Genomic DNA, 23,567 nt, shown 5'->3' with positions numbered 1-23,567 from the left:
TTTGTGAGCAGAGCAAAACGTAAAATTGATCACATTCATCATGCGATTCAAACGGGACAGCATCGGCTGCACGGGCTAGATGATATTCGCTTCGTTCATAATAGCTTACCAAATACTGGCGTGCACGATGTTCATATTGATACAAAAATTGGCGAACTTTTGTTAAGTTCGCCAATTTTTATAAATGCTATGACGGGCGGAGGCGGACAAGAAACGGAACGGATTAACCGTTCGTTTGCTCAAATTGCTCATCATGGTCAATTAGCAATGGCCGTTGGATCGCAGATGGCTGCGATTAAAGATGAAAAGGAAGAACAATCATACAGAGTAGTGCGTCAAGAAAATCCTAACGGAATTATTTTTGCCAACCTAGGCAGTGAAGCTACAGTTGAACAAGCTAAAAAAGCGGTTGATATGCTTGAAGCAAATGGACTTCAAATTCATTTAAATGTTATACAAGAACTGGTCATGCCAGAGGGAGATCGTGATTTTACCGATGCATTACGTCGTATTGAACGCATTGTCCGAGAAGTAACCGTTCCTGTAATTGTCAAAGAAGTAGGTTTTGGGATGAGCGCTCAAGCAGTGCAAAAACTTAAAGATGTTGGTGTTGAAATCGTTGATATTGGTGGGTACGGTGGTACCAATTTTTCGAAAATCGAAAATGAAAGACGAGCAAAACATTTTCACTTCTTTAATGATTGGGGAATTTCCACAGCAGCTTCTTTAGCGGAAGTATCTCAGCACGTAGAAGGTATGTCCATTATTGGTTCAGGAGGTATTCAAACCTCTATGGATATTGCTAAGTCTATTGCGTTAGGAGCTTCTGCAACGGGAATGGCAGGATATTTTTTGTCCATTTTGATGAAGTCTGGTTTAGAAGCAGTTGTAGAAGAGATAGCCGAGCTGCATGAGGAGTTAACGTTCATCATGGCTGCGCTAGGAGCAACTTCTATTGCTAAGCTTCAGCAAATGCCTCTAGTTATTAGAGGGGATACCCATAGCTGGCTGACTCAGCGAAATGTATCTATAGAAACATTTAATAACAGATCATAAAAAAGCATGCAGTTGACTGCGTGCTTTTTTATTTCTTTAAAAGATGAATGATCGCGCTTTCATTTAAAAAAACAAAAAATGTTGGCAGAAGAAGTGACAAAAAGCATGAAATCCCAAACGTTAGCTCCTTATAATAAGTTAAATAAACAGAAAAATCAGAAAAAGAGGTGGCGTAATGAAAAAGGGACATCCTATATTTACAATTTTTCTTTTCTTTTTAGGCTGGGTTTTCATGTATGCAGATCGTAATATTTTATCTCCGGTTATGGGAGATATCGGTGCGCAGTGGGATCTTAATAAAGCTGAACTTGGGTTAATGTCTACCGTATTTTTTGCAGCGTATGCAGCTATGCAAATTCCAACGGGTTTTTTGGCAGATCGATTTGGTCGCGTTAAGATCTTAGTAGCTGGATACATCTTGTTTGGAGTTGCCACATTTTTTACAGGACTTACAACTACTTTCGGTATGTTCTTACTTATGCGGGCGCTGACAGGACTTGGAGAAGGAACGTATTATGGTTCACAATACGGAATTTCTTCAAGCATCACATCCGAACGATACCGAGGTTTAGTGTCGGCGCTCATTAATAGTGGAATGGCTTTTGGTATATCACTTGGTTTTATCGGTTCTACATACATTACATATACGTTAGAAAAAGACTGGCAGTTTACTTTTTACTTATTTGCTATTCCGACTATAGTAATAGCTATTTTAATAGCTTTCTTTGTAAAAGATAAGCAAAGGGATCAAGAAAAAAATGCGCTAAATAAAGAAACAAAGCAGTCGCTAAAAGTATTATTTACAAAAAATCATATTTTCGTATACATTTTAATCTTCTGCTCTCTTTACGGATTTTTTGGGATGCTGACGTGGCTTCCTTATTATTTGCAGCACTCGCGAGGCTTAGAAGGGTCTCAAACAGGCATCATAGCATCTTTAGTACCTTGGGCGTCTATTCCAGGAGCAATCTTCTTTGGATATATATCTGATCGAATTGCAAATAAAAAAGCATTAATTGTGAGTTTGTCAGTAGCGGGCGCTTTATGTCAATTTTTTATTCCCTATACAGAGAGTTATTCTTGGCTATTAATCGGCTTAATTGTGTACGGTCTGATAGGGAAATTAGCATTAGATCCGATTTTGATTTCGTATATGGCGGATATTACTCCATCGTTTATGTACTCTAAAGTGTACGGTTTTTTCAACTTCAGCGGCATGCTGTCATCGATCTTTGCACCTTACATTACCGGATATTTTGCAGATAAACTTGGAAGTATGGAATTCGGATTTTATTTGTCAGGGGCACTATTGTTAGTGGGAGGAGTTCTCTTTTTGTTTACAGGAAAGAAAGAACGTTCCTATCCTGTTTCACATCCAGTTTTAAAATAAAAAATGCGCTGACTTAGTCAGCGCATTTTTTTATTTATGATCATTTAACTCGCGCGCTTCTTCAGGACTTTGCAAGCTAGTTGCTCCCGGATAGTGAAGTCCTTGATCACGGTCAGATTCAACTCGTTTTGATTCCTTTAATTTTTTCTCTTGACGATCTTTTCCCATTTTAGATTCCCTCCTTTTTTCTGATAGGTTGTCCAAAATAAGGGGTTCTATTCTAAAACTCCGATTAAGTTTTAGCAAATTGATACATACTGATGACAGGTAGAGGAGGTGCCATATTCAGTGGACGGAATTTTCTTTTATTGGCTTTCGTGGATGGGATGGATTGTTGCGACTTTTCTTATGCCCAAAACACCTAGGCGTTGGAAGGTAGCAGCCATTATATTAATCAGTATACTCCTAAGCGGAATGAACATGCATATGGCTCAGTTTTCATGTAGCTACACCGCTTTGTTTTTAGTGGGGGTAGCGTGTGTGTATGCTTCAGGCTACAGCAGGTTTCAGCAGTTATATTATGTTATTGTATGCGGCATTATAATAATTGCCTATGCTGGTTTTTGTTTACTTGAGCTCTATGATCCTGTATGGATTTTTATTGATCGTAAGTGGATTTTGACTGGACTTATCTTATATATTTGCTTTATGGTGATTAAAGATGCTGAAAAAAGATTCGCAGCGATCATTTTAGGTGTAGTTGGAGGAGATTTTTTATACGCAGTTGTCATTCGAGATATTGCATCTTATGAAGTAGGGTCTCTTCGGACACTCGACGTTTTAGCAACAGCAGTAGGAACTATGTTTATTTGGGAGATGCTGGTTTATTTCTCTGCTTATTTAGATTTGTACGTGCTGAAGTCTCACAGGCAAAAGCAAAGTACTTACAAATAGAAGAAGAGATTTCGTAAAATTATATTGTTGTTACCGTTGATTTTTGATAAAATTGTTTGATTGAAAGAGTAATGCTTATTCAGCGGATAGGCAGTTAATCAGCTTGGTGTAAAATAAAGCTGATAAAAAGCCTGCTTTATCGCTTATGATCGATTAGTAGAGGTCATGCCACGCTGCATGGCCTCAATTTTTGAAAAAAGAATGATCTTATTTATTTGTACATGTAGATAAATACCTTTAGTCGATTAAAGACTGGTTGCCGATACATAAAAAAGATCAAGGAAAGGGAAGAATCGTATGCCAAAACCAATTATTGCGATTGTTGGTCGTCCCAACGTAGGAAAATCAACAATTTTCAACCGAATTGTAGGAGAGCGAGTATCTATTGTAGAAGATATTCCGGGTGTAACTCGTGATCGTATCTATAGTTCAGGTGAGTGGCTGAATATGGACTTTAACATTATTGATACTGGCGGTATTGATATTGGGGATGAGCCATTTTTAGAACAGATCAAACAGCAGGCAGAAATTGCAATCGATGAAGCGGACGTAATCATTTTTCTAGTGAATGGACGCGATGGAATTACTGCAGCTGATGAAGAAGTGGCGAAAATTTTATACAAATCCAAAAAGCCCGTTGTCCTAGCTGTTAATAAAGTAGATAATCCTGACATGAGAGAATTAATCTATGATTTCTACGCACTAGGATATGGAGAACCGTTCCCAATCTCAGGAACGCATGGTTTAGGTTTAGGTGACCTGCTAGACGAGGCAGCTAAGCACTTTCCAAAAGAAAAAGACGAAGATTACGGAGAAGACGTCATCAAATTTTCATTGATTGGTCGTCCTAACGTAGGGAAATCTTCATTAGTTAATGCTCTTCTAGGTGAAGACCGTGTTATTGTCAGTGATCTTGCCGGCACGACACGCGATGCCATTGATACAAAATTTACAAAAGAAGATCAAGAATATGTTGTTATTGATACGGCTGGAATGAGAAAGCGTGGAAAAGTGTACGAGAGTACTGAAAAATACAGCGTACTGCGCGCATTAAAGGCAATTGAGCGCTCAGATGTTGTCTTAATTGTATTAAATGCTGAAGAGGGTATTATTGAACAAGATAAGAAAATTGCTGGCTATGCACAAGAAGCTGGAAAAGCTGTTGTCATCGTTGTGAACAAATGGGATACAGTAGAAAAAGATGAAAAAACAATGAAAAAATTTGAAGAAAATATACGTGAGCATTTTCAGTTCTTAACATATGCTCCAATTGTATTCCTTTCAGCTAAAACGAAAAAACGTACGCATACGCTATTGCCAATGATTGATCTTGCAAGCGAAAGCCATGCGGTACGTGTAGAAACAAGCATCTTAAATGATGTGATTATGGATGCAGTAGCAATGAACCCTACGCCTACTCACAACGGCAACCGCTTAAAAATCTATTACACAACTCAAGTAGCAATCAAGCCGCCAACTTTTGTTGTGTTTGTAAATGATCCTGAGCTAATGCATTTTTCATATAAACGTTTCTTAGAAAATAAGCTTCGTGAAGCTTTTGGATTCGAAGGAACTCCAATTAAAATTATTGCAAGACCAAGAAAATAACAGAGGATGTGATCGGCGTGGAAAGAATAGCTGTACTAGGAGCAGGAAGCTGGGGAACTGCATTAGCTTTCGTATTGGCGGAAAATGGACACGATGTTCGCATTTGGGGACATAGACAACAAGTCATTGATCAAATCAACGAGACGCATCAGAATGAGAAATATTTGCCTGGTGTAGAGCTTCCTCATCAGATTAAAGGTTTTACGTCATTAGAAAAGGCAATAGAGGGTGTTGAAACCCTTATTTTAGCTGTTCCAACGAAGGCCATTCGTGAAGTGTTGCAGCAGTTAAAATCCCTTACCGGTGAACTGTTTACAATTGTTCACGTAAGTAAAGGGATTGAACCGGATTCTCTTTTACGTATATCTCAAATGATTCAACAAGAAATTGATACAAAAGACATCGTTGTCTTATCAGGTCCGAGTCATGCTGAAGAAGTAAGTAGAAGGCAGCCCACAACTGTGACGTCAGCTTCAACAAATATACAAGCAGCAGAAAAAGTGCAGGATTTATTTAATAATCAGCAGTACTTCCGTGTTTATACAAATCCTGATGTGATTGGTGTGGAAATTGGGGGAGCGTTAAAAAATATTATTGCTCTTGCTGCTGGTATCACGGATGGACTTGGATATGGTGACAATGCGAAGGCCGCTCTTATGACTCGTGGCTTAGCTGAAATCGCTCGTTTAGGTACTGTGCTTGGTGCCAATCCTCTGACGTTCTCAGGTTTAACCGGGATTGGAGACTTGATTGTAACGTGTACAAGCGTTCATTCTCGAAATTGGCGCGCTGGTAATCTTCTTGGAAAAGGCAAAAATTTAGACGAAGTATTAGAAAATATGGGAATGGTTGTAGAAGGTGTACGCACGACGAAAGCAGCTTACCAGCTATCTCAAAAATATGACGTAAAAATGCCGATTGCTGATGCTTTATATAATGTACTGTTTAATGATGTGAAGGCAAAGGATGCAGTAGACGCGCTTATGTCTCGTACTAAAACACATGAAATGGAAGATTTAGCGAATGTTTTAGGAGAAAAATTAAATTAAGTGCAAAGAAATATGAAAAAATAGGCAATTGGTGATACCCAAAATCATTTACTTGCATAAAATAACGTGTAAATAAAGATGAGTAGAACTGTTAGTATGGGAATATTTAGTTATGATCGAAGCGAAGAGCCCCCTTCGCTTCGATTTTTTTTATGTGAAAAAGCAGGAATTTGTCAATTTAATAGGAAAGTAATTACTATAGAGCATGAATCACTGGAAGGTAAATAAATAGTGAATTTAGAAAGTTCTATCAATATCCATCTTAACTATAAGTCCTTATGTTATAATAACGGTGAAAAAAGGAGTGGATGCAATTTGTCGCCAGGTTTGTTAAAGATGTGGATTTCATTGGGTTCCATTGTATTTATGTTTATTTCGGTATTTTCTATTTACTTTAGTCGTTATAAAATTACGAACCGCATTGGTAAAATTGTACTCGCTTTCATTGCCTATTCGCTTATGATTGTAGCAGGTCTTATTATGGTAATTGTTGTATTCAGCGGGCCGACAGATGCTTAATGTACATATGGTAGGGTGAGAAAAATGAAAAAATTCATGCTAACGTCTATTGTTGGGTTAACCATTTTTGTATTATCCGGTTGTTTGTACCCGGCGGAAAGAATGTCTCAAAATCAAGTTCCTTATAAAGATCAAGTTGCTTCCGTGCAAACGGCGGTTGATCAATTTAAACAAGAAAGCGGAGGCTTATTGCCGATAAAAACGAAAGATATGAACACGCCGATTTATCAAAAATATCCGATTGACTTTACGAAAATTGTTCCTAGATACATGCAAGACGCACCTGGGAATTCGTATGAAAGTGGAGGGATATTTGCGTACGTGCTTGTGGATGCAGAAACAAAGCCGACGGTTAAATTATTAGACTTACGGATGGCGGATACGATTCAAGATGTTAACGTACATTTGAATATATACCGTCAAAATCATAAAGGGTACGTACCGTTTAAAGACGTCATCGCTCCCGGCGTATTCTCTATTAATTATAAAAAATTGAATATGAAAGAACCTCCTGTCGTTACTAGCCCATATACAGGGAATAGTCTTTCTTTAATTGTTAATGGACAGGGAGATGTATTTGTAGATTATCGTCCTGATTTGTATGATGCCATTCAAAAGCATAAAAGCGCCTACAAACCGGGTGAAGATATACGAAAGCTCCTCGTGGAAAACAGTGATTTTGTACCTGCTTACTCTCTCCCTTATACAGTCAACGATAAGAATGAACCAATATTTTTTAAAAAATAAGTCATGAACCCCTTCTCCTTGAATAATATTCAGAGAGAAGGGGTTTTCTCTTTCTTGTACACCAATAATGATAATCAGAATGACTAAGTCAGCATGTGCATGAAAAAAATCATAAATTTTTCTATCAAAAGTCATATTTTAATAGGACAACGTCATAACTATATAGTGTCCTAATTTACTCTCGCAATGGATGTCATATTCCATGAACTCATAGATCGGAGGGGATCTTTTGGAAAAGGTAGATGTATTTAAAGATATCGCTGAACGTACAGGAGGCGATATATATTTAGGTGTGGTGGGAGCAGTTCGAACAGGAAAATCTACATTTATTAAAAAGTTTATGGAGCTGGTGGTCCTGCCTCACATCGAGAACGAGGCAGAAAGAGCTCGCACACAAGACGAACTACCACAAAGTGCAGCTGGAAAAACGATTATGACAACTGAGCCGAAATTCGTACCGAATCAAGCAGTTAATGTTTTGGTAGATGACGGGCTAGAAGTTAACATACGATTAGTAGATTGTGTAGGATATACGGTGCCTGGCGCTAAAGGGTACGAAGATGAAAACGGACCTCGAATGATCAATACACCTTGGTATGAAGAACCAATTCCATTTCACGAAGCGGCTGAAATTGGAACGAGAAAGGTAATTCAAGAACACTCAACGATTGGTGTCGTCATTACAACAGATGGCTCAATTGGAGATATACCTCGTCAAGATTACGTGGAAGCAGAAGAGCGCGTTATTAATGAGCTAAAAGAAGTAGGCAAACCATTTATCATGGTTATTAATACCGTACAGCCATATCATCCTGATACAGAAAAGCTTCGTGCAAAGCTTAATGAAAAATATGATATTCCAGTATTAGCGATGAGTGTGGAAAGCATGCGCGATACTGATGTGATGAACGTATTAAGAGAAGCACTCTATGAGTTCCCTGTATTAGAAGTCAACGTTAATCTACCAAGCTGGGTAATGGTTTTAAAAGATAAACATTGGCTGCGTGAAAGCTATCAAGAAGCCGTTAAAGAAACGGTAAAAGATATTAAGAGGCTGAGAGACGTTGAACGGGTAGTAGAGCAATTTAGCCAGTTTGAGTTTATCGATCAGGCTCGATTAGCCGGAATTGAGATGGGGCAGGGAATTGCCGAAATTGACTTATACGCTCCAGATGACTTATATGATCAGATTTTGAAAGAAATCGTGGGAGTAGAAATTCGCGGAAGAGATCATTTGCTGCAGTTAATGCAAGACTTTGTGCATGCAAAAACCGAGTATGATCAAGTCTCTGATGCCCTTCGTATGGTTAAACAAACGGGTTATGGTGTAGCTGCACCTTCACTTTCGGATATGAGCCTTGATGAACCTGAAATTATTCGCCAAGGATCGCGTTTTGGAGTTCGTTTGAAAGCAGTGGCACCTTCTATACACATGATTAAAGTGGATGTAGAATCAGAATTTGCGCCGATTATCGGAACGGAGAAGCAAAGCGAAGAATTAGTTCGTTATTTGATGCAAGACTTTGAAGATGATCCGCTTTCAATCTGGAATTCAGATATATTTGGCCGCTCTCTAAGTTCAATCGTAAGAGAAGGGATTCAAGGAAAGCTGTCGCTGATGCCTGAAAATGCGCGATATAAGTTAAAAGAAACGCTAGAACGGATTATTAACGAAGGATCTGGAGGTTTAATCGCGATTATTTTATAAGAATATAACGTTAGGCTCCTCATAAAGGAGCCTCTTCTTTTTGGATAGATCATACAAAACTTTACATATATTGTGATAGATCGCGTGGTTATCCTATTCCTTCGTTATTTTCTGCTTGCTATGCCTTGTTCAATATGTTAATCTTTTAACAGAAATCGATCGATCATACTGTTTTCACTACATACATACGGCAGATGAATGAAAAACATTGAATTATTTAGTTCAATCGTTTATGATTAGGCTTGTCGATACATAGGTTATGTATAATATCCATTTGTTTTGTTAAAGAATGAGATATAACGAATTACTAGATTCCTTTTCTAACAAGGTTTTTAGTTATTATATGATCCGATTTTGGGAGGAGGTGAATGGCATGAACAAGACAGAATTAATTAATGCTGTTGCAGAAGCAAGCGAGCTTTCAAAAAAGGATGCTACAAAAGCAGTTGATGCTGTTTTCGATACAATTTTAGAAGCTTTAAAAGCTGAGGACAAAGTTCAACTTATCGGTTTTGGTAACTTCGAAGTACGTGAACGTGCTGCTCGTAAAGGACGCAATCCACAAACTGGCGAAGAAATCGAAATTCCTGCTAGCAAAGTTCCTGCATTCAAACCAGGTAAAGCTCTTAAAGATGCTGTAAAATAATATCTACATAAAATGGCTTTATTCATAGCCGTTGATGAAGAGCTTTGAAAGGTCGCACATTTGCGACCTTTCTTTTTTGCCTTTGGTATATACATATGCTAGAATTTTTTTCATAAAGTCGTAATGCAACGAATTGGAGGGCAACAACATGTCATCTGTAAATAAACCACAGATCGAACAAGCTGTGAGACTAATTTTAGAAGCAATTGGCGAAGATCCAAACCGTGAAGGATTATTAGATACACCAAAGCGAGTAGCTAAAATGTATGAGGAAGTCTTTTCCGGGTTGAATGAAGATCCAAAAGAGCATTTTAAAACAGTTTTTGGAGAAGATCATGAAGAGCTAGTGCTTGTAAAAGATATTCCTTTTTACTCTATGTGTGAACACCACTTAGTGCCTTTTTACGGAAAAGCTCATGTTGCGTATATTCCAAAAGGCGGACGAGTGACCGGTTTAAGTAAGCTGGCAAGAGCGGTAGAAGCTGTTGCGAAACGTCCTCAGCTTCAGGAGAGAATTACATCTACAGTGGCGGATTCTATTGTAGAAACATTAGAGCCGCACGGGGTAATGGTAGTAGTGGAAGCAGAGCACATGTGTATGACCATGCGAGGCATTAAAAAGCCTGGAGCTATGACAATCACTTCTGCTGTACGTGGAGTGTTAGAACACGATGCAAGTTCTAGAGCTGAAGTTTTATCACTGATTAAATCATAATGTGGATGATGAAGGAGAAGAGAATATGACACAAAAAGGAACGCCAGAGTATATTGTCATTAAAGCGGTCGAAGATGGAGTTAACGTAATTGGCTTAACGCGAGGAGCAGATACGCGATTTCATCATTCAGAAAAACTAGATAAAGGCGAAGTAATGATTGCGCAGTTTACTGAGCATACATCCGCAATTAAAATTCGTGGCAAAGCCGTCATTCAGACTGTTCACGGAGAAATTGAATCCGATACGAAAAAATAAGCAGGGATTTTCCTGCTTTTATTTATATTTAAAATAAATGAATAAGAACAGGAAAAACATGGTGAAACTAAAACCAATATCTTAAATTACTGTCTAAGGAATCCAGATGGTATGTAGATGAACGGTGTTCAAGAGGATGAACAGCTAAATGATTTAAACCGTGAAAAAGCTTCAAAAGAATTTAAAGGATATTTTATAATGTAATTATGTTATAATTGACACTATCGATTTGGAGTTAAAAGAACTTTAAACAAATAGTGATGGAAAGGGAGACAAGGATGATGAGCGTAAAAACCATCTATGATATTGTGGCCAACATGAAAGAACAGCTTCATGTTGAATTAAGTCATCCATATGTAAAAAAATATATTCATCATCCGCGTATTGATGAAAATAGATTACTGTACATGTGTTCGTTCTTAGATACTTTTTCAATGGAAGAAGAAAAAAAGAACAGCTCTGTGCTATCTGTGATGCTCGTTCAAACCGCACTTGATACCCACGATCTAGTCTCCACTCAAAATGTTAGCGGAAATGAAGGAAAGCTGCATGAGCGGCAGCTGGTAGTTTTGGCCGGAGATTATTACAGCGGCCTGTACTATTACTATTTAGCTCAAAGCAACCAGCTGAATTTAATGAAAGTTATAGCATCTGCTATTAAAGAAATTAATATCGCTAAGATACACATTTATAACAATCGCTCTACTAATCCACACGACGTTATGAATAGTTTTTTAGCAGCAGAATCATCGTTTGTAAGATGCTTATGTGACTATTTTGAACGTGAAGAGTGGAAAGAACTTTTAAAACATGCAGCGTATTTGAACGGGATATTAAAGCAATTAAAGTCATTACAGCATAAAGAGCCTACTCTCTTGCTAAACTATTGCAAACAAATTGGTATGAATCAAGAACAAATAAAAGAATACCTTTATTCGTATACTCAACAGTCTGTAAATATTGTTAGAGGATACTTACGAAGTGAATTTGTGATGAATGAGTTTTTAAGAGAGCACTTAGATGAACTTACATCTAGCTTAGAAGTGCTGAAAAATGTCGTAGGAGAAGGATAGAGATATGCAGCAATCAAAAGAACAGCGTGTCCATGGCGTATTTGAAAAAATATACAAAAATTATGATCAAATGAATTCTGTTATTAGTTTTCAGCGTCATAAGGCATGGCGCAAAGATACGATGAAGCGAATGAATGTTCAAAAAGGAACAAAAGCTTTAGATGTTTGTTGCGGAACTGCGGATTGGACGCTAGCTATGGCTGAAGCAGTTGGAGAAACAGGAGAGGCAGTTGGCTTGGATTTTAGTCAGAATATGCTAAAGATTGGTGAAGAGAAAGTAAAAAACTCACCTTTTTCAAATATTACCTTACTACATGGCAATGCAATGGAACTTCCTTTTGAAGATAATTCATTTGACTATGTAACGATTGGATTCGGACTGCGCAACGTGCCTGATTACCTTCAAGTTTTAAAGGAAATGCAGCGCGTCGTGAAACCTGGCGGAAAAGTGGTTTGCCTTGAAACGTCTCAGCCCACGATGATCGGCTACCGACAAATGTACTTGCTTTACTTTAAGTATATTATGCCTGCGCTTGGAAAGATGGTCGCTAAAAGCTATGATGAATATTCATGGCTTCAAGAGTCAGCAAGGGACTTTCCAGGTCAAAAGCAATTGGCTGATATGTTCCGTGAAGCCGGTTTGACAGATGTTGAAGTGAAATCTTACACAGGTGGAGTAGCAGCGATGCATCTAGGGTACAAACGATAAAAGAGAAAAAGCTTGTCCTAAAGGTGCAACAGCCTGTAGGATAAGTAGTAAAGAATGAATATATAATGCAAGGTGAGTCCAATGAAACTAAAAATGATGTACGCTTTTTTGAATACGGATATTACCCTTATTGAGAAAGAACTTGAACAAACTGTTCATACCGATGAAACACTTATCACAGATGCTTCTCTTCACCTTTTACAAGCAGGGGGGAAACGAATTCGCCCTGTATTTGTTTTGTTGGCAGCTAAATTTGGGCATTACAACATCGACCAAATCAAACACGTGGCAGTAGCGCTTGAGCTGATTCATATGGCGTCTCTTGTTCATGATGATGTTATTGATGACGCTGATAAGCGACGGGGAAAACCAACAATTAAGGCAAAATGGGACAATCGTATTGCTATGTATACAGGGGATTACATCTTTGCTCGTGCGCTTGAAGTTATGAGTGAGGTTAAAGATGTGGAAGCACATAAAATTTTATCTAATACAATGGTGGAATTAACGCTCGGTGAAATTGAACAGATTAAGGACAAATACAACCTAAACCAAACCCTACGCGTGTATCTGCGTAGAATTAAACGTAAAACGGCACTGCTAATTGCTGCAAGCTGTCAGTTAGGTGCAATTGCAGCGGGAGCTCCTGAAGATATACATAAACGTTTATTTTGGTTTGGATATTACGTGGGAATGTCATTTCAAATTACCGATGACATTTTAGATTTTATCTCATCAGAAGAACAGCTTGGGAAACCAGTTGGCAGCGACTTACTGCAAGGAAATATTACGCTGCCAGTTTTGCATGCCATTGAAAATGCTGAGTTTCGAGATAAAGTAGAACAGCTTTTCGAGAGGGAATATGAGCAAGAGCTGATCAATGAAATTATTTCTGATATTAAATCTTCTAACGCCATTGAACGTTCATTTGAGATGAGCGATCGTTATCTGCAAAAAGCGATGAGCATTTTAGAAGAACTGCCGCCAAACAAGGCGAAAAAAACGCTGCATCAAATTGCGAAGTACATTGGAAAACGGAAATTTTGATTTATTTACTTTCATAAGTTGTAAACTGCTCGAAACAATGTTAATATCTTCATGAGGTGTGATTGCGCTTTCAAAACTTGTTTACATATCATGAACTTCAGGGGTGGAGAGTAAAATGATACAAAAAACGTTTTTAATGGTCAAACCAGACGGGGTACAAAGAAGCATTATTGGTGAGGTTATTTCTCGCTTTGAGAAAAAAGGTTTTCAATTAGTCGGAGCTAAGCTTATGCATATTTCGCAGGAATTAGCTGAAACACACTACGGTGAACATAAAGAGAAACCTTTCTTCGGTGAGTTAGTGAAATTTATCACATCAGGTCCAGTTTTTGCTATGGTATGGGAAGGTGAAAACGTGATTTCAGTATCACGTCAAATGGTGGGAAAAACTAACCCTCAAGAAGCGCTTCCTGGAACTATTCGAGGTGATTATGGACTGATTGTCGATAAGAATATTATTCACGGCTCAGATTCACCAGAAAGTGCGGAGCGTGAAATCAGCTTATTCTTTGAAAGTGAAGAGCTGACTTTCTATAAAAAAGACGCAGACGCTTGGATTTACTAATTTAGATAGCGCAAGGAGACGAATGAATTTTCATTCGTCTTTTTTATTGTGTTTATAAATAGGTCCTAGGCTATTCATTGCGAATGTCTCTCTACATAAACATTTTCACAATGTATTCCGATATATTAATAAGAAGATAAGCGTATATAAAGGTTTTATTTCTTTATACGTCTAACATAAACGTATAGAAATAAGAAAGGAGAGTCAAAGATGATAGATGAATATGACGCGTTTGTGGAGAAAATAAAAATAAAAACAGGCATTGATTTATCACTATATAAGCAGTCTCAAATGCAACGCCGTCTCACCTCCCTGTATGAAAAAAAAGGTTTTTCTAGTTTTTTTGAATATTATCGAGCAATGAACAGTAACAACGAACTGCTTGAGGAGTTTTTAGATCGGATGACGATTAACGTGTCAGAGTTTTATCGCAACTATCAGCGGTGGGATATATTGGAGAAAAAAATTTTACCGACTCTTGTAAAAGGAAAAACAGACCTCAAAGTGTGGAGCGCTGCCTGTTCAACAGGGGAAGAGCCATATACACTAGCGATGGTTTTATCAACATTTTTTCCGCTTTCGCGTATTTCTATATTGGCGACCGATTTGGATGAAAAAGTGATAGAAAAAGCAAAAATAGGCTTTTATGATGAACGTTCACTTCAGGAAGTGCCTGTTTCAATGAAAAATAAGTACTTTCAACAAAGAGGAACCGGGTACTTATTAGATGAAAAAATCAAAAAAACAGTTGTTTTTCAAAAACATAATTTACTGTCAGACTCTTTTCCTAAAAACGTTGACTTGATTGTTTGTCGAAATGTGCTTATTTATTTTACAGATGAAGCAAAGCATACTTTATATGAAAAATTTAGCAGAGCTTTAGCACCTGGCGGCATCTTATTTGTAGGTAGCACAGAACAGGTTTTTACTCCGCAAAAGTATGGATTTGAAACGGCTGATACGTTTTTTTACAGAAAAGTAAAGACCATTTAATCAAGACAACCTGAAACGGTTTCTTAAAAGCCGAGGTGAAACTTTTTGTACATTCTTATGTTATAGTATGGTATAGTCATATTTAAAAATGGAAAAATTCTGACGAATAATACATATTAAGCGGAGGTACGATTATGCGATATTTAACAGCAGGAGAATCACATGGTCCACAGTTGACTACTATTTTAGAGGGTGTTCCGGCAGGGCTTCCTTTAACAGCCGAAGACATCAATACAGATTTAGCGCGAAGACAAAAAGGTCATGGTCGCGGAAGACGTATGCAAATTGAAAAAGATCAAGCGGAAATTTTAAGCGGTGTCCGCCACGGCTATACGTTAGGATCTCCTATTACGTTAGCGGTAGAAAATAACGACTGGAAACACTGGACAAAAATTATGGGCATCGAGCCAATTTCTGAAGAAGAATCAGAAGAAGTAAAGCGTAAAATCTCAAGACCAAGACCAGGGCATGCCGATTTAAACGGCGCTATTAAATATGGTCATCGCGATATGAGAAATGTATTAGAACGTTCTTCAGCTCGCGAAACAACTGTAAGGGTAGCAGCGGGTGCTGTGGCTCGTCAAATCCTTGCTCAGTTCGGGATTTCTGTAGCTGGACATGTATTAGAAATTGGCGGCGTACAGGCAAATCCGCCTGAATACAAAAGCTTAGAGGAACTTCAAGAAGTCACTGAAGCTTCTCCAGTAAGATGTTTTGACTCAGCTGTTGAGAAAGACATGATGCAAGCAATCGATGATGCTAAGAAAAACGGCGATTCTATCGGAGGCGTAGTAGAAGTTATTATTGAAGGCGTGCCAGCAGGAGTAGGCAGCTATGTTCATTACGATCGTAAATTAGATGCGAAGATTGCCGCAGCTGTTATGAGCATTAATGCATTTAAAGGCGTTGAGTTTGGGATTGGATTTGAAGCGGCTCGCAGACCAGGAAGCGAAGTTCATGACGAAATTCTATGGGATGAAAAGAATGGATATACCCGTAAAACAAACAACTTAGGCGGCTTTGAAGGCGGCATGACAACAGGTATGCCAATTGTAGTACGCGGTGTAATGAAACCTATTCCAACGCTTTACAAGCCGTTAAAAAGTGTTGATATTGAAACAAAAGAAGCCTTTGAGGCAAGCATCGAACGTTCAGACAGCTGCGCTGTGCCGGCTGCAAGCGTTGTAGCAGAAGCCGTTGTAGCTTGGGAATTGGCTGATGCGCTAATCGAACAGTTTGGACAGGACCGAATTGATTTAATTGCTGAAAATATTGAGAAAATGCGTGCACATGCGAGGGAGTTTTAATGTTGCAAATTGATATTCAAACTTTATCCAAAACATATCCTCTTTATTTAGGAAATGGATTAATTGAAAAGTTGCCTTCTATTATCGAGAGTGTAAAACCTAATCTGTCGTCCGTGTTAATCATCACCGATTCAGCTGTAGATTCATATTATGGAGAAGCGGTTGTAAAAGCTATTGAGACGCAGTTTAAAGTGGCTAAATACGTAGTGCCAAGCGGTGAGCATGCGAAGTCCTTTCAACATTACTACAATTGTCAGACATTTGCGCTCGAGCAGCAGCTTGATCGAAATGCACTAGTTATTGCTTTTGGCGGAGGAGTAGTTGGTGATTTAGCTGGATTTGTAGCAGCTACATACATGAGGGGTGTTTCTTTTATTCAAGTGCCAACGACGCTTCTTGCTCACGATAGTGCTGTAGGCGGTAAAGTAGCCATTAATCATGAGCTTGGAAAAAATATGATTGGTGCTTTTTATCAGCCTGAAGCGGTTGTTTATGATATTGATCTTCTTAAAACGCTTCCTGAAAGAGAGTGGCGTTCCGGTTTTGCAGAAGTGATTAAACACGCTTTTATTCACGATCAAGCATTTTATGAATGGCTTCAGCAAAATATACAATCGCTGACTGATTTACAGGATGAAAAATTAATTTATGCTATTCAAAACGGTATTTTAGTCAAAGCATCTGTTGTAAAAGAAGATGAGACAGAAGCTGGCGTTCGCGCTCATCTGAACTTTGGACATACGTTAGGGCATGCGATCGAAGCAGAGTGCGGCTATGGACAAATCAGCCACGGAGAAGGCGTAGCGATTGGTATGCTGTTTGCTATGAAAGTCAGCAATGTTCTTGAGAAAAGTCAGTTCTCTGTGGACGACATTGCGAAATGGTTTGGAAAATTTGGCTACAAGACGTCTGTCCCAAAACATCTTTCAGCTGAAAAACTGCTCGTAAGAATGAAAGCGGACAAGAAGTCTAAATCAAGCAATGTTCACATGGTATTGCTTGAAGGCATAGGCAAACCTTTTGTTCAACAAGTAGAAGATGAAGTGATTCTTAAACTGCTGAATGAGGAGCTTAAAGCTTAGTTTCGTCTAAAGCCAAGTAGATAGTAGTTGACAAATGAATTTGAAACGTACTACAATTGGTAACAAGTTAGTTTAGAGATTTTAGTTATGAGAAAACAATAGACAGTTTAGTTGAGATTAGGGTAGACGAGAATGAGACAGTTGAGCAGAGTTTAGTTGAGTGAATTTTACCATTCGTATACCCAAAGACCCATTTTTGATGTGTCTTTGGGTTTATTTATTATATCCTCTTTTATATAACCTCATCTATTCTCATTCTCCATGAAATGGAGGATTGAAAGATATGACGAACACGTATACTTCTTTTTTAGAAGACTCTACAGAGTATTTAACCATTCCAATTATAAAAAAAATATTTATCGATAGCATGACACCTGTTGATCTTTTTCAACAAGTAAAAGATGAAGCCGTATATTTGCTTGAAAGTAATGATGAATCATCACCATGGTCCAATTATTCTTTTATTGGCTTAAATCCATTTTTGTATGTTGAGGAAGAAAACGGAACCTATCTAGCAAAAAACAAGCAGCTTCAGCCTATGCTGCAAGGAGACAGCTTTAAAGAGGTGTTTTGTAAAATTCAGCAAGAGCTGAAAGTGAAAGTACCAGACCTTGCACTTCCTTTTAAAGGAGGAGCAGTAGGGTTTATCAGCTACGACGCAGTATCGCAAATTGAAAAAGTAAACGTACATGCCCAAAATGATTTGAACATGCCTACTTTTCACTTTATCTATTGTCAAACGATGCTTGCTTATAATCATCAAACAAAAGAGCTTATGGTGATTCACTACATTCAGCTTAATGAGCAAGACAAAGAGCAGCAGAAAAAAGAAAAATACGGTGAAGCTTTAGCAGAGATCAATAGATATGTTGAAAGAATAGCGCAGACGGTGAAAGAAAAGCCAATGATGTTTGAAAGCGAGCAGCGCGAAGTTAGCTTTGAAGGCGTGACATCGTCATACCAAAAAGACAAATTTGTGCAAGATGTGGAAAAAATTAAGGAATACATTAAAAGCGGAGATGTTTTTCAAGCCGTATTGTCGCAGAGATTTCAAATTGATACGACCGTAGCTGGATTTGATATTTACAGAGTATTGCGATTAGTTAATCCGTCTCCGTATTTATTTTACGTGAAAGTAAAAGGCGTGGAGTTAATTGGAAGTTCTCCTGAGCGGTTGATTCAAATTGAAAACGGCCATTTAGAAATTCATCCGATTGCAGGAACGAGAAGACGTGGCAGGGATGCAGAAGAAGATGCGCGCTTATACGAAGACTTAATTAACGATGAAAAAGAGCGGGCAGAACACTATATGCTCGTGGACTTAGCAAGAAATGACATCGGCCGAGTTGCACAGTATGGAAGTGTCCAAACACCAGTATTAATGCAGCAGGTTAACTTTTCGCACGTCATGCACTTGATTTCTAAAGTGACAGGGCGCCTTGACGAAAAAGTACATCCCATTGATGCGCTGCTTTCTGCATTTCCAGCGGGTACCGTATCTGGCGCTCCAAAAGTGCGAGCGATGCAAATCTTAAATGAAATTGAACCAGTTGCGAGAAATGTATATGCAGGAACCGTAGCATATCTCGGATTTGATGGAAACATTGATTCGTGCATTGCGATTCGGACCATTCTTTTGAAAGACCAGACCGCTTATATCCAGGCTGGAGCAGGAGTGGTTGCTGACTCAAAACCGGAGCTTGAGTGGAAAGAAACCCGCAATAAAGCTAGCGCTTTAATCAAAACAATTCAATTAGCCCAAGACATCTACGATAAAAAGGAGGATGTATATGTTTAAAGAATTGTTAAAAAAGTGTTTGCGCGGTGAGTCACTTTCAGCGGAAGAAGCAGAAAAAATTATGAATGATATTATGAACGGTAAAGTCCCGGCAGCTCAAATTGCTAGCGTGCTAACCATTTTAACGTACCGAGGAGAAACCGTCGATGAAATTGTTGGTTTTGTCCGAGGTATGAAAAATAATATGAATGCTATTTCTCTAGAAGAATTAAACGTAGTAGATACATGCGGTACCGGAGGAGACGGGGCCTCTACGTTTAATATCTCGACGGCTAGTGCGATTGTGGCATCTGCTGCGGGAGTAAAGGTTGCGAAACACGGGAACCGCGCCGTATCTTCTAAAAGCGGAAGTGCAGACGTGTTAGAACATCTGAATATATGGATTCAAGGAAATGAAAAAGAAGTGAAAAATGCGGTGGCTGACCTCAACATGTCCTTTTTATTTGCGCCGCTTTATCACCCTGCTATGAAACACGTTGCTGCTACTCGAAAGGAATTAGGGTTTAGAACCGTTTTTAATGCATTAGGTCCATTAGCAAACCCTACTAACTGCACAAAGCAAGTAATTGGCGTTTATTCTATTGAGCTTGCACGAAAATTAGCAGAAGCGCTTGTTGTACTGGGAGCTAACCACGTCCTTCTGGTTGCGGGCAGAGACGGTTTGGATGAAATTAGTGCCACGGATGTAACGGATATTGTAGAAGTGCAAGACAATGTCATTATAGAATATACGCTTGCACCAGAGGATGTACACTTACAGAGAGGGAAGCTTGAAGACTTAGTGGTAGAAGATGCGAAATCGAGTGCCGAGCTTATTGAATCGCTATTTTTAAATAAAAGTAATGTAACTGCTAAAAACGCAGTCGTATTAAACTCTGCTGCAGCTATTTACGTTAGCGGAAACGTTTCTACTTTTGAAGAAGGAGTAGCTGTAGCTTTAGAAACAATTGAATCAGGTGCTGCATACACGCAATTACAACGATTGAAATCGAAAAAGGTGGTTGAACATGCTCAATAAAATTATTGAAACAAAAAAAGAAGAAATTCAAAACCTACAGTTACCCGAACAGCAAAATGTTGCAAAACGATCATTTTTAGACGCTTTATCAAATCCGAATCGAGAGCTGGCTCTTATTGCAGAAGTGAAAAAAGCCTCGCCTTCTAAAGGATTAATAAAAGAGAATTTTCAGCCTGTGGAAATTGCTAAAGCCTACGAAGAAGGAAAAGCAGATGCTCTGTCTGTGTTAACAGATCAGCACTATTTTCAAGGACATCGAACGTTTTTAAGTGACATTAAACAGCATGTCTCTATCCCTGTGCTTCGCAAGGATTTCATCATTGATTCCATTCAAGTGGAAGAAAGTGCAAGAATCGGTGCTGATGCTATTTTACTCATTGGAGAAGCACTTGAACCATTAAAATTGCAAGAGCTTTATCTTCAAGCTACTGAAAAAGAGTTAGATTGTTTAGTAGAAGTGCATTCTCTAGAAACGCTTGAAAAGCTGCTAGCTGTATTTACCCCGAAGATTATTGGAATTAATAATCGAAATCTTCACACGTTTGAAACTAGCGTGCAGCAGACAAAAGAAATCGCCAAGCATGTTCCGAAAGATCAGCTGCTAGTGAGTGAAAGCGGAATTTACTTATACGATGATGTTTCCTACGTAAAAGAAGCGGGAGCAAAAGCTATTTTAGTAGGGGAATCGCTTATGAGGAAGGATAATCAAACCAAAGCGATTGAAAAGCTGTTTGGGGAAAGTGAATATGCTCATTAAGTACTGTGGTATTCGATCAAAACAAGATATAGCTTTAATCGAAAAGTCGGCTGCTACTCACATTGGCTTTATTTTCTATCCTAGAAGTAAACGATATGTAAAGCCTGAACGAGTAAATGAGTTTGTAACGGATGAAATAAAAAAACAAGTCTCGCTAGTAGGGGTATTTGTTAATACACCGGTAGATCAAATACTTGAAATTGCCTCCGTAACAAATTTAGATGTAATTCAGTGCCACGGGCAAGAAACAGCTGCAGACGTACGTCAGTTAAAGCAGCGTGGATATGAAGTGTGGAAAGCGCTCCCTCACAATAAAGAAACGCTGCAGCAAATGCATGTATATGAAGAGGCTGACGGGTATGTAATTGATAGCAAGGTTAAAGAACAATTCGGAGGAACGGGCGTTGCTTTTGATTGGAGCTTCGTTCCTCAGTATGAATCAGCTGCACAAAGGTTAGGTAAAAAATGCTTTATTGCTGGAGGAATCAATGCTTTTAACATTGAGAACTTGTTACCCTACAAGCCTGGGGCGATTGATATTTCTGGCGGTATTGAAACAAATGGAACGAAGGACTATACAAAAATTATAGAGATTGAAAGGAAGATCATACTATGACATACAATCATCCTGATGAATTTGGCCGCTTTGGTGAATTTGGCGGAAAATACGTACCTGAAACATTAATGAAACCACTCGAAGAAGTAGAAGTAGCTTTGAATCAAGCAATGAAAGATCCAGCATTTAAAGATGAGTACCTATCCCTACTCGTCAACTACTCAGGGCGACCAACGGCTTTAACATATGCTGATAATATTACCGAAACACTCGGCGGGGCAAAAATTTATTTAAAACGTGAAGACTTAAATCATACGGGTGCTCACAAAATCAATAATGCCATTGGACAGATTTTACTTGCTAAACGTATGGGCAAAACAAAAATTATTGCTGAAACAGGAGCCGGTCAGCACGGGGTAGCCACGGCTACAGTAGCTGCAAAGTTCGGAATGGAATGTAAAGTATTCATGGGAGAAGAAGATATTGAACGTCAGGCGTTGAACGTCTTTCGCATGAAGCTTCTAGGAGCGGAAGTCATTCCTGCAACTTCTGGAACAAAAACGTTAAAAGATGCAACAAATGAAGCAATTCGCTACTGGGTTCAACACTGTGAAGATCATTTTTACTTAATTGGTTCGGCAATTGGACCGCATCCTTATCCTAAAATGGTTCGAGATTTCCAAAAAATTATTGGAGAAGAAGCGAAAGAACAGTTTACAGCGGTAGAAGGCAAGCTTCCGAATGCTGTCGTGGCATGCGTCGGAGGCGGCAGTAATGCAATCGGCATGTTTTATGATTTTATTAAAGAAGAAAATGTACGTTTGATCGGCGTAGAAGCAGGAGGGAAAGGACTAAATACAGCCCTTCATGCTGCGAAAATGGCTAAAGGCACAAAAGGTGTTATTCACGGTACGCTCACGTATTTACTTCAAGATGAAAATGGTCAAATTACAGAGCCTTATTCTATTTCAGCAGGTTTGGATTATCCGGGTATCGGTCCAGAACATTCTCACCTTTCATCTATTGGACGAGTAGAATATGAAAGCGTAACGGATGATGAGTCAATCGAAGCTCTTCAGCTGCTGGCCAAAACAGAGGGGATCATCCCGGCTATTGAATCGGCCCATGCACTAGCAAAAGCATTTGAACTGGCTAAAAGCATGACGAAAGAAGAAACGATTTTAATTTGCTTATCAGGTCGAGGAGATAAGGACGTTCATACATTAGTAAATTTGCTAGAAGGGAAGGAAGAAGAGCATGAATACGTTTGAAGCGAGACTGCCTAAACATGAAACATTATTTATTCCATTTATTACAGCCGGAGATCCTCATGAAGATGCAACGGTGGATATTGCTTTGTCTTTGCAAAAGCAAGGTGCTTCTATTTTAGAGCTGGGCGTACCATATTCTGATCCTTTAGCCGATGGTCCGATCATTCAAGAGGCGTCTAAAAGAGCTTTATCTGGCGGTATGTCTATTTCAAAAGCCATTAAGCTTGTATCGGTGATGAGAAAAAAAGGTGTGAAAATACCGGTAATTCTCTTTACCTATTTTAATCCTGTGTTACAATTAGGTTTAGAATCCTTTTTCGCGTTAATGCGAGAAAATGAAATAGATGGAGTGCTAATTCCGGATTTACCGTACGAAGAGAGTGGCCGTATCCGAAAGCTTGCCGCTGAAAATGAAGTTGCGTACATTTCAATGGTTGCTCCTACATCTAAAGAGCGTATTCAAAAAATCGCTGCAGATGCAACGGGCTTCTTATACTGCGTGTCGTCTTTAGGCGTTACAGGAGTTCGCTCTACGTTGCCAGCTGATATTGGCACCTTTTTAGAAGATGTGAAAGCAGCAGCTTCTATACCGGTTGCCGTCGGTTTTGGGATTTCAACAAGCGAACAGGTAGAAGTGTTAAAAGAACATAGCGACGGCATTGTAATTGGAAGTGCAATTGTTAATAAAATTGGCCAGCTTGAACAAGTTCTTTTAAATAAGGATACACGTCGAGACGGATTAAATCAAATTGAGGAGTATGTTGCATCCATCGTTTCGCCTATACAAAAATGCGAGGTGTAAC

General features: G+C 38.8%; 25 protein-coding genes. 24 read left to right on the top strand and 1 reads right to left on the bottom strand.

Features of this window, described 5'->3' with window-relative positions; translation table 11 throughout:
* Nucleotides 1–3: 3 nt before the first annotated feature.
* Both fni and ACN6NE_RS06290 read left to right on the top strand, forming a co-directional pair.
* The gene (fni, locus tag ACN6NE_RS06295) at nt 4–1,056 is read left to right on the top strand and encodes a type 2 isopentenyl-diphosphate Delta-isomerase (protein WP_474324901.1); all 1,053 of its coding nucleotides are present in this window, start codon (nt 4–6) and stop codon (nt 1,054–1,056) included.
* Nucleotides 1,057–1,231: 175 nt separating this feature from the next.
* The gene (locus ACN6NE_RS06290; RefSeq protein ID WP_474324899.1) at nt 1,232–2,446 is read left to right on the top strand and encodes an MFS transporter; all 1,215 of its coding nucleotides are present in this window, start codon (nt 1,232–1,234) and stop codon (nt 2,444–2,446) included.
* 30 nt (nt 2,447–2,476) lie between these two features.
* Here ACN6NE_RS06290 and ACN6NE_RS06285 read toward each other — a convergent pair whose 3' ends face one another.
* Nucleotides 2,477–2,614 (bottom strand): YpzI family protein, encoded by a 138-nt coding sequence (locus ACN6NE_RS06285; RefSeq protein WP_016765475.1) that lies wholly within the window; start codon nt 2,612–2,614, stop codon nt 2,477–2,479.
* A gap of 120 nt (nt 2,615–2,734) precedes the next feature.
* Here ACN6NE_RS06285 and ACN6NE_RS06280 point away from each other — a divergent pair, with 120 nt between their 5' ends.
* The 22 genes from ACN6NE_RS06280 (at nt 2,735) to trpA (ending at nt 23,566) form a co-directional block, all read left to right on the top strand.
* Nucleotides 2,735–3,340, top strand: a complete 606-nt coding sequence (locus tag ACN6NE_RS06280; RefSeq protein WP_013059023.1) for a YphA family membrane protein — start codon at nt 2,735–2,737, stop codon at nt 3,338–3,340.
* A 297-nt stretch (nt 3,341–3,637) separates the two neighbouring features.
* Nucleotides 3,638–4,948: a ribosome biogenesis GTPase Der gene (gene der, locus ACN6NE_RS06275; protein WP_045292905.1), complete on the top strand. Its 1,311-nt coding sequence runs from the start codon at nt 3,638–3,640 to the stop codon at nt 4,946–4,948.
* Nucleotides 4,949–4,965: 17 nt separating this feature from the next.
* Nucleotides 4,966–5,997 carry an NAD(P)H-dependent glycerol-3-phosphate dehydrogenase gene (locus tag ACN6NE_RS06270; protein WP_129704612.1) on the top strand — a complete coding sequence of 344 codons (1,032 nt, stop codon included), beginning with the start codon at nt 4,966–4,968 and terminating at the stop codon, nt 5,995–5,997.
* Between the two features lie 315 nt (nt 5,998–6,312).
* Nucleotides 6,313–6,516: a DUF2768 domain-containing protein gene (locus tag ACN6NE_RS06265; RefSeq protein ID WP_013059020.1), complete on the top strand. Its 204-nt coding sequence runs from the start codon at nt 6,313–6,315 to the stop codon at nt 6,514–6,516.
* Between the two features lie 24 nt (nt 6,517–6,540).
* On the top strand, nt 6,541–7,263 hold the full coding sequence (locus tag ACN6NE_RS06260) for a hypothetical protein (protein ID WP_474324896.1): 723 nt from the start codon (nt 6,541–6,543) through the stop codon (nt 7,261–7,263).
* Nucleotides 7,264–7,492: 229 nt separating this feature from the next.
* Nucleotides 7,493–8,971 (top strand): stage IV sporulation protein A, encoded by a 1,479-nt coding sequence (gene spoIVA, locus ACN6NE_RS06255; protein WP_013059017.1) that lies wholly within the window; start codon nt 7,493–7,495, stop codon nt 8,969–8,971.
* Nucleotides 8,972–9,344: 373 nt separating this feature from the next.
* A complete protein-coding gene (locus ACN6NE_RS06250; RefSeq protein ID WP_013059016.1) occupies nt 9,345–9,617 on the top strand; it encodes an HU family DNA-binding protein in 273 nt (90 codons plus the stop codon).
* Nucleotides 9,618–9,765: 148 nt separating this feature from the next.
* Nucleotides 9,766–10,332, top strand: a complete 567-nt coding sequence (folE, locus tag ACN6NE_RS06245; protein ID WP_013059015.1) for a GTP cyclohydrolase I FolE — start codon at nt 9,766–9,768, stop codon at nt 10,330–10,332.
* A gap of 25 nt (nt 10,333–10,357) precedes the next feature.
* Nucleotides 10,358–10,588, top strand: coding sequence for a trp RNA-binding attenuation protein MtrB (gene mtrB / locus ACN6NE_RS06240; protein WP_013059014.1), 231 nt, complete (start codon nt 10,358–10,360; stop codon nt 10,586–10,588).
* A 278-nt stretch (nt 10,589–10,866) separates the two neighbouring features.
* On the top strand, nt 10,867–11,661 hold the full coding sequence (locus tag ACN6NE_RS06235) for a heptaprenyl diphosphate synthase component 1 (protein ID WP_129704608.1): 795 nt from the start codon (nt 10,867–10,869) through the stop codon (nt 11,659–11,661).
* A gap of 4 nt (nt 11,662–11,665) precedes the next feature.
* The gene (locus ACN6NE_RS06230; protein ID WP_013059012.1) at nt 11,666–12,370 is read left to right on the top strand and encodes a demethylmenaquinone methyltransferase; all 705 of its coding nucleotides are present in this window, start codon (nt 11,666–11,668) and stop codon (nt 12,368–12,370) included.
* A gap of 81 nt (nt 12,371–12,451) precedes the next feature.
* A complete protein-coding gene (hepT, locus tag ACN6NE_RS06225; protein WP_474324893.1) occupies nt 12,452–13,417 on the top strand; it encodes a heptaprenyl diphosphate synthase component II in 966 nt (321 codons plus the stop codon).
* Nucleotides 13,418–13,532: 115 nt separating this feature from the next.
* Nucleotides 13,533–13,982, top strand: a complete 450-nt coding sequence (gene ndk / locus ACN6NE_RS06220; RefSeq protein ID WP_013059010.1) for a nucleoside-diphosphate kinase — start codon at nt 13,533–13,535, stop codon at nt 13,980–13,982.
* A gap of 210 nt (nt 13,983–14,192) precedes the next feature.
* A complete protein-coding gene (locus ACN6NE_RS06215; protein ID WP_474324891.1) occupies nt 14,193–14,975 on the top strand; it encodes a CheR family methyltransferase in 783 nt (260 codons plus the stop codon).
* A 134-nt stretch (nt 14,976–15,109) separates the two neighbouring features.
* Entirely contained in the window at nt 15,110–16,282 is a 1,173-nt protein-coding gene (gene aroC, locus ACN6NE_RS06210; RefSeq protein ID WP_129704601.1) for a chorismate synthase, read from the top strand.
* Entirely contained in the window at nt 16,282–17,364 is a 1,083-nt protein-coding gene (aroB, locus tag ACN6NE_RS06205; RefSeq protein WP_129704599.1) for a 3-dehydroquinate synthase, read from the top strand. The genes aroC and aroB overlap by 1 nt, the downstream gene beginning before the upstream one ends.
* 283 nt (nt 17,365–17,647) lie before the next feature.
* Nucleotides 17,648–19,162 (top strand): anthranilate synthase component I, encoded by a 1,515-nt coding sequence (gene trpE / locus ACN6NE_RS06200; RefSeq protein ID WP_057233632.1) that lies wholly within the window; start codon nt 17,648–17,650, stop codon nt 19,160–19,162.
* Entirely contained in the window at nt 19,155–20,180 is a 1,026-nt protein-coding gene (gene trpD, locus ACN6NE_RS06195) for an anthranilate phosphoribosyltransferase (RefSeq protein ID WP_129704595.1), read from the top strand. The genes trpE and trpD overlap by 8 nt, the downstream gene beginning before the upstream one ends.
* Nucleotides 20,170–20,937, top strand: coding sequence for an indole-3-glycerol phosphate synthase TrpC (trpC, locus tag ACN6NE_RS06190; RefSeq protein WP_129704593.1), 768 nt, complete (start codon nt 20,170–20,172; stop codon nt 20,935–20,937). The genes trpD and trpC overlap by 11 nt, the downstream gene beginning before the upstream one ends.
* Nucleotides 20,927–21,553 (top strand): phosphoribosylanthranilate isomerase, encoded by a 627-nt coding sequence (locus ACN6NE_RS06185; protein ID WP_474324889.1) that lies wholly within the window; start codon nt 20,927–20,929, stop codon nt 21,551–21,553. The genes trpC and ACN6NE_RS06185 overlap by 11 nt, the downstream gene beginning before the upstream one ends.
* Nucleotides 21,550–22,764 carry a tryptophan synthase subunit beta gene (gene trpB / locus ACN6NE_RS06180; RefSeq protein ID WP_129704589.1) on the top strand — a complete coding sequence of 405 codons (1,215 nt, stop codon included), beginning with the start codon at nt 21,550–21,552 and terminating at the stop codon, nt 22,762–22,764. Before ACN6NE_RS06185 ends, trpB begins: the two co-directional genes overlap by 4 nt.
* Entirely contained in the window at nt 22,751–23,566 is an 816-nt protein-coding gene (gene trpA / locus ACN6NE_RS06175; RefSeq protein WP_129704587.1) for a tryptophan synthase subunit alpha, read from the top strand. Before trpB ends, trpA begins: the two co-directional genes overlap by 14 nt.
* Nucleotide 23,567 lies beyond the last annotated feature (1 nt).

This window comes from Priestia sp. 53B2 (assembly GCF_056099005.1).
The sequence above is the reverse complement of the archived record's forward strand: the minus strand, read 5'-3'. Positions and strand labels throughout refer to the sequence as shown.

Bases quoted from the DNA above. Each gene is read 5' to 3' on its own strand.
- der (WP_045292905.1), top strand. From the start codon at position 3,638: ATGCCAAAACCAATTATTGCGATTGTTGGTCGTCCCAACGTAGGAAAA.
- trpE (WP_057233632.1), top strand. From the start codon at position 17,648: ATGACGAACACGTATACTTCTTTTTTAGAAGACTCTACAGAGTATTTA.
- ACN6NE_RS06235 (WP_129704608.1), top strand. From the start codon at position 10,867: ATGATGAGCGTAAAAACCATCTATGATATTGTGGCCAACATGAAAGAA.
- ACN6NE_RS06260 (WP_474324896.1), top strand. From the start codon at position 6,541: ATGAAAAAATTCATGCTAACGTCTATTGTTGGGTTAACCATTTTTGTA.
- aroC (WP_129704601.1), top strand. From the start codon at position 15,110: ATGCGATATTTAACAGCAGGAGAATCACATGGTCCACAGTTGACTACT.
- folE (WP_013059015.1), top strand. From the start codon at position 9,766: ATGTCATCTGTAAATAAACCACAGATCGAACAAGCTGTGAGACTAATT.
- ndk (WP_013059010.1), top strand. From the start codon at position 13,533: ATGATACAAAAAACGTTTTTAATGGTCAAACCAGACGGGGTACAAAGA.
- ACN6NE_RS06290 (WP_474324899.1), top strand. From the start codon at position 1,232: ATGAAAAAGGGACATCCTATATTTACAATTTTTCTTTTCTTTTTAGGC.
- ACN6NE_RS06250 (WP_013059016.1), top strand. From the start codon at position 9,345: ATGAACAAGACAGAATTAATTAATGCTGTTGCAGAAGCAAGCGAGCTT.
- aroB (WP_129704599.1), top strand. From the start codon at position 16,282: ATGTTGCAAATTGATATTCAAACTTTATCCAAAACATATCCTCTTTAT.
- trpC (WP_129704593.1), top strand. From the start codon at position 20,170: ATGCTCAATAAAATTATTGAAACAAAAAAAGAAGAAATTCAAAACCTA.
- mtrB (WP_013059014.1), top strand. From the start codon at position 10,358: ATGACACAAAAAGGAACGCCAGAGTATATTGTCATTAAAGCGGTCGAA.
- trpA (WP_129704587.1), top strand. From the start codon at position 22,751: ATGAATACGTTTGAAGCGAGACTGCCTAAACATGAAACATTATTTATT.
- trpD (WP_129704595.1), top strand. From the start codon at position 19,155: ATGTTTAAAGAATTGTTAAAAAAGTGTTTGCGCGGTGAGTCACTTTCA.
- ACN6NE_RS06185 (WP_474324889.1), top strand. From the start codon at position 20,927: ATGCTCATTAAGTACTGTGGTATTCGATCAAAACAAGATATAGCTTTA.
- ACN6NE_RS06230 (WP_013059012.1), top strand. From the start codon at position 11,666: ATGCAGCAATCAAAAGAACAGCGTGTCCATGGCGTATTTGAAAAAATA.
- ACN6NE_RS06215 (WP_474324891.1), top strand. From the start codon at position 14,193: ATGATAGATGAATATGACGCGTTTGTGGAGAAAATAAAAATAAAAACA.
- trpB (WP_129704589.1), top strand. From the start codon at position 21,550: ATGACATACAATCATCCTGATGAATTTGGCCGCTTTGGTGAATTTGGC.
- hepT (WP_474324893.1), top strand. From the start codon at position 12,452: ATGAAACTAAAAATGATGTACGCTTTTTTGAATACGGATATTACCCTT.
- ACN6NE_RS06285 (WP_016765475.1), bottom strand. From the start codon at position 2,614: ATGGGAAAAGATCGTCAAGAGAAAAAATTAAAGGAATCAAAACGAGTT.